The sequence below is a fragment of the Pseudomonas fluorescens genome (assembly GCF_002837185.1).
Lineage (GTDB): Bacteria > Pseudomonadota > Gammaproteobacteria > Pseudomonadales > Pseudomonadaceae > Aquipseudomonas > Aquipseudomonas fluorescens_AM.
On record NZ_KZ478022.1, the window covers coordinates 20,102 to 32,401 of the forward strand.

Below are 12,300 nucleotides of genomic sequence, written 5' to 3' on the forward strand. Positions count from 1 at the left end.
CCAGGAGCCGGTCATGACCACCCTCGCCCCACTGCTCTACGTGCGCACGTCCATGCTCGATATCGCCTATGAAACCCACGGCCCGCTCGACGGTGAGCCGGTGATCCTGCTGCACGGTTTTCCCTACGACCCTCGCGGCTACGACGACATCGCGCCGGGCCTGGCCGAGCAAGGTTATCGCGTGCTGGTGCCCTACCTGCGCGGGTACGGCCCCACGCGTTTTATCAATGAGCAGGTCATGCGTTCCGGTCAGCAGGCAGCGCTGGGCAAGGACTTGCTGGACTTCATGGACGCGCTGTCCATCCCCTGCGCCACCCTGGCCGGTTATGACTGGGGCGGGCGCGCCGCCTGTATCGTCGCGGCGCTGTGGCCGGAACGGGTGCGCGGGTTGGTGACCGGCGATGGCTACAACATCCAGAACATCGCCCGGTCACTCAAGCCGCGAGCACCTGAGACAGAACACCGCCTGTGGTACCAGTATTACTTTCACACCCAGCGCGGCGTGGATGGCCTGACCGCCAACCGGCGGGAACTGTGCGAGCTGTTGTGGTCGTTGTGGTCACCGTCCTGGACGCGCGGGCCGAGCCTGTACGCACAAACCGCGCCATCGTTCGATAACCCCGATTTTGTCGAGGTGGTGATCCATTCCTACCGCCATCGCTTCCTGTACGCACCGGGCGACCCGGCGCTGGCGTCCATCGAGCAGGCATTGGCGCTGCAACCCCCGATTTCGGTGCCGAGCATTTCGCTGTGCGGTGCTGATGACGGCGTGGGGCCGCCGCCTGCAGAAGACGACGACATCGAGCATTTCAGCGGTTTTTATCGACGGCAAGTGCTGCCCGGCGTGGGCCACAATATTCCCCAGGAAGCGCCGCAGGTCACCCTGGCGGCGCTGTTGGAATTGCTACAGCGGTGAAAATCGCTCGCGGTACGCCTGGGGCGTCACCGACAGGGCCCGCAGGAAACTGCGCCGCAGGGTCTCTTCACAGCCAAACCCGCAGTGCACGGCGATGCGTTTGATCGAGGTGGTGCTGTCGGCCAATTGCCGGCGCGCACTCTCGACACGTATCAGCTCCACGGCCCGCGCCGGGGTCTGGCCGGTTTCGGCGCGGTAGTGGCGCACGAAGCTGCGCTCGCTCATGCCGGCCTGGGCGGCCAGCGTGGAAATACTCAGGTCCAGGCTCAGGTTCTCGGCGATCCAGGCGTGCAGCTCGGCAAAGCGGCTGTCGCTCTTTTGCAGGGATAAAGTAACGCTGAATTGCGACTGCCCGCCGGGGCGCTTGAGAAACACCACCAGATGCCGCGCCACTTCCAGGGCTACGGCACGCCCCAGATCCTCCTCCACCAGGGCCAGGCACAGATCGATACCGGCGGTCACGCCGGCTGAGGTCCACAGCGCGCCTTGCCGGATAAAAATCGGATTGGACTCCACCGTCAGCGCAGGAAACTTGCGCGCCAGTTCTTCACAACGCGTCCAGTGAGTGGCCACGCGGCAACCGTCGAGCAGGCCACTGGCGGCCAGCAGGAAAGCGCCGGTACAGACCGAGGCCATGCGCCGGGTGTGCCGCGACTTTTCCCGCACCCAGTGCACCAGCGCCGGGTCTTCGGCGGCGCCGTATACGCCCCAGCCGCCGGCGATCACCAGCGTGTCGCACGGCTGATCGACGGCGGGCAGCGGATCGGCCAGCAGCCCAAGGCCCGCAGAAGTCACCACCGGTTTCGCCTGGTCAGCGATCACATTCACCGCATAGGGCAAAGGCGAACCGCGCTGGCGGGCCAGGTCATTGGCCGAAGCGAATACCTGCAGAGGCCCGGTGACATCGAGTACCTGGGCATTATCGAAAGCGAGAACATGAATGACTCTGGGCATATTTGGCGAGATCTGTGGGCTCAATGGCGTATTCGCCAAAGCCTAGGCCTCTAGAGTGGAGCCGTCCACCCCTGACGGAGCTTCATCATGACCTTGCACATCGGCTTTCTGCTATTTCCCGGTATCCAGCAACTGGACCTGACCGGCCCCTATGACGTGCTCGGTTCGCTGCCGGACGTGAAGCTGCACCTGGTGTGGCAGGACCTGGCACCGGTCACCTCCAGCACCGGCCTGGTGTTTACGCCGACCATGACCTACGCCGACTGCCCGAAACTCGACGTACTGTGCGTACCCGGCGGCTCGGGCGTTGGGGCATTGATGGAAGACACCGGCACCCTGGACTTCCTCAAGGCCCAGGCGCAAACCGTGCGCTACATGACCTCGGTGTGCACCGGCTCGCTGGTACTGGGCGCGGCGGGTCTGCTGCGCGGTCGCAAAGCCACCACCCATTGGGCCTACCACGACCTGCTCGCGCCACTGGGCGCCATCCCGGTGCAAGCGCGCGTGGTGCGTGACGGCAACCTGTTCACCGGCGGTGGGATCACGGCGGGTATCGACTTTGCACTGACTCTGGCGGCGGAGTTGTACAGCGAAGCGGCGGCGCAACTGGTGCAATTGCAAATCGAATATGCGCCGGCCCCACCGTTCGACTCGGGCCGCCCGGATACGGCGCCCAGTCATGTGCTGGAGGAAGCCCACAAGCGCACGGCAGAATCGCGCAGGGTGCGTGGGGAGATTGTTGCGCGGGCGGCGGCGCGCCTGGGTTGAGCCTGAATTCCCACTGATGCATGCAGATCTAAATGTGGGAGAGGGCTCGCCCCTGATAAGCATAAGTATCTACACAACTCTGTAGCGCCCAACGCTAACCACGATGCGCAGCGAGTCGCTCTTGATCTTGATCTTAGGCGCCCCGTTAAACCACGCTGGCCGAACACAGGCTTGAATCCGTGGGCAACCCGGCAGGACGCCGGGTTAGCCGCCCCGCGCCATGGATGGCGCGTGGCGGCGGCCCACGGATTCAAGCCTGCGTTCGGGCACACCGAGCCTAAGCGAGGTGCCGAGTGGTGGGGCAAGAGCCTTTTTGGTTACTTTTGGCTGGGCCGGCATTCCGGGCTCTTTTCCAAAAGTGACCCGCTGTAAAAGCGGAACCAATAGCAGCCGTAACCGCAGAAACGGATATGTACTCGGTCCAATCCAGCATCCTGGTTGGCCCAGAGGCCGCTATCGGGGGCAAGCCCCCTCCCACCCTTTGGACTGCGCTCGACGTCCGATCGGTGATGGGTGCAAGCCACGCTCACTGCACTCATTGCCCATTCCCACACTCAACGACTAGAATGCGAAACATTATCAATTAAGACGGCTGCGCCGGGATGCCCATGTCGAGCGATCACCCTCTGGACCATGCCGCCATCGGCCAACTGTACCAAACCCACCATGCCTGGTTGCGCGGCTGGTTGAGCCGGCGTACCGGCTGCCGCGAGCACGCCGCCGACCTGGCCCAGGAAACCTTCGTGCGCCTGCTCAACGCGCGCCGGCAACAGACCTTGCAGCAACCACGCGCTTACTTGAGCAGCATTGCGCGCAGTCTGATGATCGACCAATACCGGCGTCGCGAACTGGAGCGCGCCTACCTGGAAAGCCTTGCGCATTTCCCACAGGTCGAAGTGCCTTGCGAGGAAACCCGCTTGCTGATCCTCGACAGCCTGGAGCGCATCGACCGTTTGCTCGATCAACTCAAACCGCGGGTGCGTGAGGCGTTCCTGCTGGCGCAACTGGACGGCCTGACCTGCCCGCAGATCGCCGTGCGCCTGGGCGTGTCCAGGGCCACGGTGGAGCGCGACCTGTCCAAGGCGCTGCATGCCTGTTATCGCTTGCGTTATGCCGACTGTTGATGCGCGCCTGGTGGACCAGGCGATCCAGTGGATGATCAAACTGCGCTTCAACAGCGCTGACGACGCCGCCACCGCCGCCTTTGAACAGTGGCTGCACACCAGCGCCGCGCATCAACTGGCGTGGCAGCGAGTGGCGACGATGAATGACGATTTCAGCCAATTGCCCGCGCATATCGGTCGCCATGCACTGGATGGCGCGCGCCAGCGCATCAGCCGTCGTGATGGCTTGAAGCTGCTCGGGCTGTTGGCCGGTGCCGCCGGTTTGACCTGGCTGGGCCGCGACTACACGCCCCTGCCCGCGCTGATGGCCGACTACCGCACCGCCACCGGTGAGCGGCGCTGGGTGGCGTTGAACGAGGGCAGCAAGCTGCAGCTCAACAGCGCCAGTGCTATCGACGTCGCGCTGAATGCCGAGCGGCGCCTGGTGAGCCTGCGCCAGGGTGAGGTGTTGATCAATACCGGCGCCGATAATCGCCCGTTCTGGGTACACACCCGCGACGGTGACCTGCGCGCACTCGGCACGCGCTTTCTGGTGCGTGAAGAATCCCACGGCACGCTGCTGGTGGTGCAACAGGGTGCGGTGGCGGTGTTTGCCGACCGCCACGCCGCTCACGCACGCCACGTGATCAAGCCCGGCGAACAGGTGCTGTTCGACCGCAGCGGCGTGCGCCCTGCCCCGGTCAACGGTCTCGATCCCTGGGCCTGGAGCGAAGGTGTCATCAGCGCCCACAACATGCGCCTGGATGACTTCCTGGCCGAACTGGGCCGCTACCGCCACGGCCTGGTGCGTTGCAGCGAAGCCGTGGCCGCGCTGCGGGTGTCGGGCACGTATCAACTGGACGACACCGATCAGGTGCTCCAATTGCTGGCCCAATCGTTGCCGGTCAACCTGACCTACCACAGTCGCTATTGGGTGACCCTGTCCTCGCGGGCTTAACCGGAAAAATAAATGAGGTGAATTCTCATTGCCGCTCGACCTGTAAGGAAAGGCCGATCAACAGGCCGGATTTATCCACTTCTTTCAGGAGCACCCGCGGTCATGCAAGCGTTCCCCTCCAAACGTTCATCCCTCAAGCACGCGGTACGGGCCGCCCTGCTCGGCGCCTGCCTGGGCGGTGCCAGCCTGCCCCTGACGGCGCTGGCCGAGAGTGCCGCCGACACCCAGGTTCGCGATTGGCGGATCGCCCCCGGCCCGCTTGCCTCGGCACTCGACCAGTTCGCCCGACAGGCCGGGATCAGCCTGTCCTACGACGCCAGCAGCGTCGCCGGCAAGAACAGCAGCGGGCTCAACGGCAGCTTTGACCCCCAACACGCCTTGGGCCAATTGCTGCGGGGTCAGGGCCTGCAAGCCCAACGCCAGGGCAACAGCACCTGGCTGCTGCTACCGCAAACAGCCGATACCGGCGCGCTGAACCTGGGCGCCACGATGATCAGTGGTGAACGCCTGGGGGCGATGACCGACGGCACCGGCGCCTACACCACTGGCGCGGTCACCATTGGCAAAGGCGAACACAGCCTGCGCGAAACGCCGCAGTCGGTAAGCGTGATGACCCGCCAATTGATGGACGACCAGAACGTCACCACCATCGACGACGTGATGGAGCGCACGCCGGGAATCACCACTTATGAATCGCCCATGGGCGGCAAGTATTTCTATTCCCGTGGTTTCAAGATGCTTGGCCAGTACCAGTACGACGGCGTGCCGCTGGACATGGGTAAGGACTACGTACAAGCCGACAGTTTCAGCGCCAATATGGCGATTTATGACCGTGTGGAAGTGCTCAAAGGCGCGGCCGGCATGCTCAAGGGCGCCGGCACCGCCAGCGGCGCGGTGAATTTCGTGCGCAAGCGACCGCAGGCCAGGCCCACGTCCAGCCTGTCGCTGTCCGCCGGCACCTGGGACAACTACCGCGCCGATGTCGACACCGGTGGCCCGCTCAATGACAGCGGCACCGTGCGTGGCCGCGCGGCGTTCAGCCAGCAGGATCGCGGCTCCTATATGGATATTTCCAAGCGCAAGGATCGCGCGTTCTACGGCGCGCTGGACATCGATCTCAACCCCGACACCACTCTGGGCCTGGGCGCCAGTTATGAAGACGTCGATGCCAGCCCGTGCTGGGGTGGCTTGCCGCGCTACAGCGACGGCAAGAGTGCCAAGCTCAGCCGCTCCACGTGCCTGGGCCAATCCTGGAACGACTGGCAAAGCCGGCGTGCCACGTTCTTCGCCGACCTTACCCATCACTTCAACGACGACTGGACACTCAAAGTCGCCGCCGTGCACAGCCGCAACCTGCAAGACACCAAGTATGCCGCCAGCGAAGGCACCATCGCTTACGGCAACCCGCTGCCTACCGCCAATTCCTATGCAGCCTTGATGGATTACGACCACAAGGACTTCGGCCTCGATGCCTACGTGGACGGCAAGTTCGAAGCGTTCGGCCTGGAGCACGAATTGATCCTCGGCGCCAACGGCAGCCGTGGCACCCAGGACGACATCTACGCGATCCAGAACTTGCCCAGGCGCCAAAGCATTTATCAACCCGACCACCATTTCCCGGAACCGGCCAATGAGACCTTCTGGCCGAACATGTACCGCGGCGGCACGGTCAAGGAAACTGCCACGCAATACGGCACCTACGCCACGCTGCGCCTGCGTCTGGCCGAGCCGTTGATGTTTATCGTCGGCAGCCGAGTAAGCTGGTACGACAACCGCCGCCAGTCAAACAACCTGGGCTGGGGCGAATGGAGCGTGCAAGACGCACACACCAAAGAAAGCGGCGAAGTCACTCCATTTGCCGCGCTGATCTATGACCTCAATGAGCACCTGTCGGTATACGCCAGCTACGCCGATATCTTCCAGCCGCAGAGTGCCTATGCAACGGCCGATGGCGCAGCGCTCAAACCGAAAATCGGCAACAACTACGAGCTGGGCATCAAGGGCGAATGGTTCGACGGGCGCCTCAACAGCTCGCTGGCGCTGTTCCGCGCGATCGAGAAAAACGGCGCCGAGACCGACTTCCTGAGTTTTTGCCCGACCTCCGCCGATGGCTATTGCTATACCGACACCGGCAAAGTACGCGCCCAGGGCATCGAAGCCGAAGTCAGCGGCCAATTGCTCGAGCGTCTGCAGGTGTCCGGCGGCTACACCTACACCCAGACCAAATCGTTGAAGAATATCGACAGCAGCCTTGAAGGTGGCGCGTCCAATACCTACGTGCCCCGGCACATGCTGCGCATGTGGGGCGACTACCAGCTTGATGGCGCGTTGTCCAAATGGAGCGTGGGAGCTGGCGTCAATGCACAGAGCAGCAATTACCGGCTGCAGGGCATCAAGCTGGAGCAAGCCGGTTATGCCCTGTGGGATGCGCGCCTGGCGTACCGTGTGGATGACACGTGGACCGTCGCGCTGAACGGCAAAAACCTCTTCGACAAAAATTATTATCAAACCGTAGGCACGGCGTCCTGGGGTAATTTTTATGGCGAACCGCGCAATTTCACCGTCAGTTTGAAAGGCACGTTCTAACCCCCCTTCCCAGGGGCGATTGCTTCACTTAATCGCCCCTGCGCGTCCCCTTTTCCTGCCACGCGAAAAAACCTTTTCACAGCTGGCAGGAAAATTCTCACATTTGTTCCTACACTCAAAATCACCCCCCCCAGTGCCAAGTGCCAGTACAAGGAACGTCAAGCATATGACATGCAAAAGCCTGTTCTACCTCCCAGCAATGCCAAATCCAGCACGACGTCAATTTATTGGCCAATTCGCATAAGGAATCTTTTTTTACCTTTTTCCCGCAAAACTACCTTCATTTGGATGGTTCCACTTGGATGATGGTTGCGTTTTAACCAGTTGTAGCGCTCCGCCTGCTCAGTTGAACAGTCGCAAAGCGAACCTGGTATGCAATGAGGGATGTTCGTATGCGAGAGAAGTCATCAGTTGTCAGTTTGTTTTTGACTCGTGCAGGTTTCGTTGAATTTTTTGTCATTTTTGTCAAGTTGATCCATGGCCTGACTGCCATTTTGCCGCCGCTGGTGCTGGCGTTTTTCATCGACCCGATGGAACTTGAAATGCGCTCGCGCTTTCTGGGTCTGTTGCTGTTCTTCGCGTTCCTGACGATTATTTTGTTCCAGGCCCTGGGCATCTATTCCGAAGAGCTGTTCAGCAACCGCCTGCGCTTGCGCGCCAAAATCGTGGCCTGGTCGTCGGCGTTCTGCATCCTGCTGTTCATGTACCAGATCCTGCAGGTGTTCCCGCAGTTGAACCCGCGCAATCTTGTGGCCTGGTACTTCGCAAGCCTTGGGCTGTTCTGCCTGGAACGCATGATGATGCTGCGCCTGTACCGCAGCCTGATGCGCCGGGGCAAATACCTGCAACGCACGGTGCTTCTGGGCTTCACCGACACCGCCGTGCATATCGCCGACCACCTGCAACGCAATGGCGATATCCGCTCCGGCCTGATTGGTTTTATCGACGACCGCACCGAACGCATCCCCAAGGAGCTGAGCAACCTGCCGCTGCTGGGCAACACCCGCGACCTGGAAAAACTGATCCGCGCCGAGCAGGTCAACCAAGTGATGATCTGCCTGCCGTGGTCTGCCGAGCAGCGTATCCTTGGGCTGGTCAATCGCCTGCGACAGATGTCGGTGAACGTGATGCTAGTGCCGGACATGGCCGCCCTGCGCTACGGCCACAGCCGCATTACCGACGTGGGCGGTATCTTGATGTTCAACACCTCGCAGCTACCGCTGCGCGGCTGGGCGCCCTTTATCAAGCGCTGCGAAGACCTGTTGCTGGCCAGCATTGCCCTGGTGGTGCTGTCTCCGGTGATGCTGTTGACGGCCATCGCGATCAAGCTCGATTCCAAGGGCCCGGTGCTGTTTCGCCAGAACCGCTACGGCTACAACGACAATGAAATCCGCGTGTTCAAGTTCCGTTCGATGTTCACTGACCAAAGCGACTTCACCGCCGAACGCCAGACCACCCGCCAAGACCCGCGTATCACACGCGTCGGCCGCATCATCCGCAAAACCAGCATCGACGAGCTGCCCCAGTTGTTCAACGTACTGCTGGGCAACATGTCCATGGTCGGCCCACGCCCCCACGCCACCGCAACCAAGGCTGCAGGCATTCCTTTTGAACTGGCGGTGAGCGAATACAGCTCGCGGCATCGGGTCAAGCCAGGCATCACCGGTTGGGCGCAAATCAACGGCTACCGGGGCGAAACCGATACCCTGTTCAAAATCCAGAAACGCGTCGAGTACGACCTGGAATACATCTCCAAATGGTCGGTGTGGTTTGACTTGTACATCGTTTTCATGACGGTCCCGGCCGTCCTTTCCACCAAGGAAGTCTATTGATGAATACGCTCAACGGATTGATTCCCTGCATTATTTCCGGTGGTTCGGGCACACGCTTGTGGCCGGTGTCCCGGCAGAACATGCCCAAGCCGTTCATGCGCATGCGCGACGGCCAGAGCCTGCTGCAGAAAACCTTCCAGCGCGCCGCACGCCTGCCCGGTGTGGAAAGCGTGCTGACGGTGACCAACCGCGACCTGCTGTTTCGCACCCTGGACGACTACCGCGGCGTCAACAAGGCCCACCTGCCCCTGGACCTGCTGCTCGAACCGTTCGGACGCAACACCGCAGCGGCCATCGCCGTGGCGGCGCTGCATGTGCAGGAACATTTCGGCGGTGACGCGCAACTGCTGGTGATGCCCGCCGACCACTTGGTGCTCGATGAAAGCGCCTTCGCCGAGGCAGTGACCCAGGCCCGCGAACTGGCCGAAGCCGGCTACCTGGTGACCTTCGGCATCCAGCCTGACCACCCGGAAACCGGCTTCGGCTATATCGAAAAAGGCGAAGCGCTGAGCCTGGGCAACCGGGTCAAGCGCTTTGTCGAAAAGCCCGACCTGGCCACCGCCCAAGCCTACCTCGACGGCGGCAAACACCTGTGGAACGCCGGCATGTTCTGCTTCAAGGCCAGCACTCTGGTGGATGAACTGAACACCCATGCCCCCGACGTTCTGATTGCTGCGCGTGCCGCCCTCGAACACAGCCAGCACCTGCAAAACAAAACCTCGCGCCAGCGCGAACTGGACAGCGACGCCTTCGCCAGCGCGCCGGACATCTCCATTGACGTGGCGCTGATGGAAAAGTCCCAGCAAGTGGCCGTGGTGCCGTGCGACATCGGCTGGAGCGATATCGGTTCCTGGGAAGCCCTGCGCCAGCTCACCCCCAGCGATGCCCAGGGCAACCAGGTCAATGGCGAAGCGATCCTGCACGACGTGCACAACTGCTACATCGATTCGCCCAAGCGCGTACTCGGTGCGGTCGGCGTGCGTGACCTGATCATCGTCGACACCCCCGACGCCCTGCTGATCGCCGACGCCAACCGCAGCCAGGACGTGCGCTACATCGTGGCCGAACTCAAGCGCCAGAATCATCCGGCCTTCAGCCTGCACCGCACCGTGACCCGGCCGTGGGGCACCTACACCGTGCTGGAGGAAAGCAGCCGCTTCAAGATCAAGCGCATCGTGGTCAAACCCCAGGCGTCGCTGTCGCTGCAAATGCACCACCACCGCAGCGAGCACTGGGTGGTGGTCAGCGGCGCGGCGCAGATCACCAATGGCGAACGTGAATTCCTGATCAACGCCAACGAATCCACTTATATACCGGCCGGACACAAACACCGCCTGACCAACCCGGGCATCATCGATCTGGTGATGATCGAAGTGCAGAGCGGCGAATACCTGGGCGAAGACGATATCGTGCGCTTCGATGACATCTACGGGCGTGCGCCTGCCGAAGTGAAGAAGTGACATGCGCACCTCGTTGATCATCCCGACGCGTAACGCCTCCAGCCACCTGGCGCGGCTGCTGCCCGCGCTGAAGATGCAGACCCTGCAGCCGGACGAGATGCTGGTGGTCGACAGCGCCTCCAGCGATGACACCGTAGCGCGCTTTCGCGACTACGGCGCGCGGGTCGAGGTGATCGACGCCCGCGACTTCAACCACGGCGGCACGCGGCGCTGGGCCAGTGAACAGGTGAACGGTGACGCCCTGATCGTGATGACCCAGGACGCCATTCCGGCCACCCCGGAAACCTTTGCCAACCTGCTCGTTGAATTGCAGCAGGACCCGCTCAACGGCGTGGCCTACGGGCGCCAGTTGCCGCACCCGGATGCCGGGGTGCTGGGGGCGCAGTCGCGACACTTCAATTACCCGGCCCAAAGCCGCAGCAAGCGCCTGGCCGATGCGCCGGAACTGGGGATCAAGACCTGTTTCAGCTCCGATTCGTTTTCCGTCTATCGGCGCAGCGCCCTGCACGCCGTAGGCGGCTTCCCCGCCGATGTCATCGGCAGCGAAGACGCCTACGTTGCGGCACGCATGCTGATCGAAGGCTACACCGTGCGCTACGCCGCCTCCGCGCAGGTGTACCACTCCCACGATTACCGGCTCATGGACGAGTTTCACCGCTACTTCGACATCGGCGTGTTCTACGGTCGCGAACCGTGGATACGCCAGGCCTTTGGCGATGCCGGCGGTGAAGGTAAACGCTATGTACTGGCTGAATTCGCGGCATTGCGCGCAGCCGGTGCCTGGCACCGCGTACCTGAAGTACTGGTGCGCAGCGCGTTCAAGTTACTCGGCTATCGGCTGGGTCATCAGGAACGCCGGCTACCTCTGGCCCTCAAGCGGCGCATCAGCATGTTCCCCGGTTATTGGAGGTGAGCATCATGACCTACAGGAAATCCTATTTGATGAAACGAACCGTGCTCGTCCTGGCCATGATGGCCTTGGCCGCCTGCAATACACCCGCGCGCATCGTCGCGCCTGATGACAAGACCGTCGAGGAAGGCAAGCGCGCCCTCGACCAGCTTGCCCAACTGCCGCCGGCGGTGGAACGCATCCGCGTCGGCGATCAGTTGCGCATCGTGCGCGACGCCGGGGAAATGCCGACGCTGTCGGCGTTCAACGTCAGTACGATCTACGAGCTGACGCTGTACACGGTGCAAAGCGACGGCAAGATCAACTACCCGTTCCTGGGCCCGATCCAGGTCGCCCGGCGCACGCCGACGGAAGTGGCGGACGAGCTCAGCAACAAGCTCGCGCCGGTGTATCGCGAGCCGCGGGTGACGGTGAACATCAACCAGGCGCCGGCCAATTCGATCATTGTTGGCGGCGCGGTGAACAACCCGACCACGGTGGCAATCGCCTCGGCCAACACCCTGGAGCAAGCCATTGTCGGCGCCGGCGGGGTGAACCCGGCGGGCAATGCGAGCATGGTCGCGCTGCTGCGCGAAGATACCCAGGGCGTCTATCGCGCTTACTTCCTGGACTTCAGCCAATACCTCAAGACCGGTCCCAACGGGCGCAAACAAGTGCCCCTGCAACGCGGTGACGTGGTGTTCGTGCCCAAATCCAACGTGGGCGAGCGCATCCAGGGCGTGGATACCTACCTGAACCAACTGATCCCATTCACCAAGTCGATCGGGGTTGGCTACAACTACACCCGAACCAGCGGCGGCAGTAACTAAAGGA

General features: G+C 62.3%; 10 protein-coding genes. 9 read left to right on the top strand and 1 reads right to left on the bottom strand.

The window, feature by feature from the left end; translation table 11 throughout:
• The first annotated feature begins 13 nt into the window (after positions 1-13).
• Positions 14-916, top strand: coding sequence for an alpha/beta fold hydrolase (locus CIB54_RS23960; RefSeq protein WP_101221150.1), 903 nt, complete (start codon positions 14-16; stop codon positions 914-916).
• Here the strand turns inward: CIB54_RS23960 and CIB54_RS23965 are convergent.
• The gene (locus CIB54_RS23965; RefSeq protein ID WP_101221151.1) at positions 905-1,870 is read right to left on the bottom strand and encodes a GlxA family transcriptional regulator; all 966 of its coding nucleotides are present in this window, start codon (positions 1,868-1,870) and stop codon (positions 905-907) included. The two genes, CIB54_RS23960 and CIB54_RS23965, sit on opposite strands and share 12 nt — an antisense overlap.
• Before the next feature lie 87 nt (positions 1,871-1,957).
• On the opposite strand from CIB54_RS23965, the gene inhA reads away from it, so the two are divergent.
• The 8 genes from inhA to CIB54_RS24010 all read left to right on the top strand — a co-directional run bounded on the left by inhA (position 1,958) and on the right by CIB54_RS24010 (position 12,296).
• The gene (gene inhA / locus CIB54_RS23970; protein ID WP_101221152.1) at positions 1,958-2,638 is read left to right on the top strand and encodes an isonitrile hydratase; all 681 of its coding nucleotides are present in this window, start codon (positions 1,958-1,960) and stop codon (positions 2,636-2,638) included.
• 608 nt (positions 2,639-3,246) lie between these two features.
• Positions 3,247-3,762 carry a sigma-70 family RNA polymerase sigma factor gene (locus CIB54_RS23980; protein ID WP_065952304.1) on the top strand — a complete coding sequence of 172 codons (516 nt, stop codon included), beginning with the start codon at positions 3,247-3,249 and terminating at the stop codon, positions 3,760-3,762.
• On the top strand, positions 3,749-4,699 hold the full coding sequence (locus tag CIB54_RS23985; RefSeq protein WP_065952305.1) for a FecR domain-containing protein: 951 nt from the start codon (positions 3,749-3,751) through the stop codon (positions 4,697-4,699). Before CIB54_RS23980 ends, CIB54_RS23985 begins: the two co-directional genes overlap by 14 nt.
• A 102-nt stretch (positions 4,700-4,801) precedes the next feature.
• Complete coding sequence (locus CIB54_RS23990; protein WP_101221153.1) at positions 4,802-7,285, top strand: TonB-dependent siderophore receptor; 2,484 nt, start codon at positions 4,802-4,804, stop codon at positions 7,283-7,285.
• Positions 7,286-7,677: 392 nt separating this feature from the next.
• Positions 7,678-9,117 carry an undecaprenyl-phosphate glucose phosphotransferase gene (locus tag CIB54_RS23995; RefSeq protein WP_101221154.1) on the top strand — a complete coding sequence of 480 codons (1,440 nt, stop codon included), beginning with the start codon at positions 7,678-7,680 and terminating at the stop codon, positions 9,115-9,117.
• Positions 9,117-10,577 (top strand): mannose-1-phosphate guanylyltransferase/mannose-6-phosphate isomerase, encoded by a 1,461-nt coding sequence (locus tag CIB54_RS24000; protein ID WP_065952308.1) that lies wholly within the window; start codon positions 9,117-9,119, stop codon positions 10,575-10,577. The genes CIB54_RS23995 and CIB54_RS24000 overlap by 1 nt, the downstream gene beginning before the upstream one ends.
• A 1-nt stretch (position 10,578) precedes the next feature.
• Entirely contained in the window at positions 10,579-11,490 is a 912-nt protein-coding gene (locus CIB54_RS24005) for a glycosyltransferase family 2 protein (protein ID WP_101221155.1), read from the top strand.
• Positions 11,491-11,519: 29 nt separating this feature from the next.
• On the top strand, positions 11,520-12,296 hold the full coding sequence (locus tag CIB54_RS24010) for a polysaccharide biosynthesis/export family protein (RefSeq protein ID WP_065952310.1): 777 nt from the start codon (positions 11,520-11,522) through the stop codon (positions 12,294-12,296).
• Positions 12,297-12,300: the final 4 nt, after the last annotated feature.

What these genes read in the sequence shown, in the direction of transcription:
- CIB54_RS23960 (WP_101221150.1), top strand. Translation starts at nt 14, where the DNA reads ATGACCACCCTCGCCCCACTGCTCTACGTGCGCACGTCCATGCTCGAT.
- CIB54_RS23965 (WP_101221151.1), bottom strand. Translation starts at nt 1,870, where the DNA reads ATGCCCAGAGTCATTCATGTTCTCGCTTTCGATAATGCCCAGGTACTC.
- inhA (WP_101221152.1), top strand. Translation starts at nt 1,958, where the DNA reads ATGACCTTGCACATCGGCTTTCTGCTATTTCCCGGTATCCAGCAACTG.
- CIB54_RS23980 (WP_065952304.1), top strand. Translation starts at nt 3,247, where the DNA reads ATGTCGAGCGATCACCCTCTGGACCATGCCGCCATCGGCCAACTGTAC.
- CIB54_RS23985 (WP_065952305.1), top strand. Translation starts at nt 3,749, where the DNA reads ATGCCGACTGTTGATGCGCGCCTGGTGGACCAGGCGATCCAGTGGATG.
- CIB54_RS23990 (WP_101221153.1), top strand. Translation starts at nt 4,802, where the DNA reads ATGCAAGCGTTCCCCTCCAAACGTTCATCCCTCAAGCACGCGGTACGG.
- CIB54_RS23995 (WP_101221154.1), top strand. Translation starts at nt 7,678, where the DNA reads ATGCGAGAGAAGTCATCAGTTGTCAGTTTGTTTTTGACTCGTGCAGGT.
- CIB54_RS24000 (WP_065952308.1), top strand. Translation starts at nt 9,117, where the DNA reads ATGAATACGCTCAACGGATTGATTCCCTGCATTATTTCCGGTGGTTCG.
- CIB54_RS24005 (WP_101221155.1), top strand. Translation starts at nt 10,579, where the DNA reads ATGCGCACCTCGTTGATCATCCCGACGCGTAACGCCTCCAGCCACCTG.
- CIB54_RS24010 (WP_065952310.1), top strand. Translation starts at nt 11,520, where the DNA reads ATGAAACGAACCGTGCTCGTCCTGGCCATGATGGCCTTGGCCGCCTGC.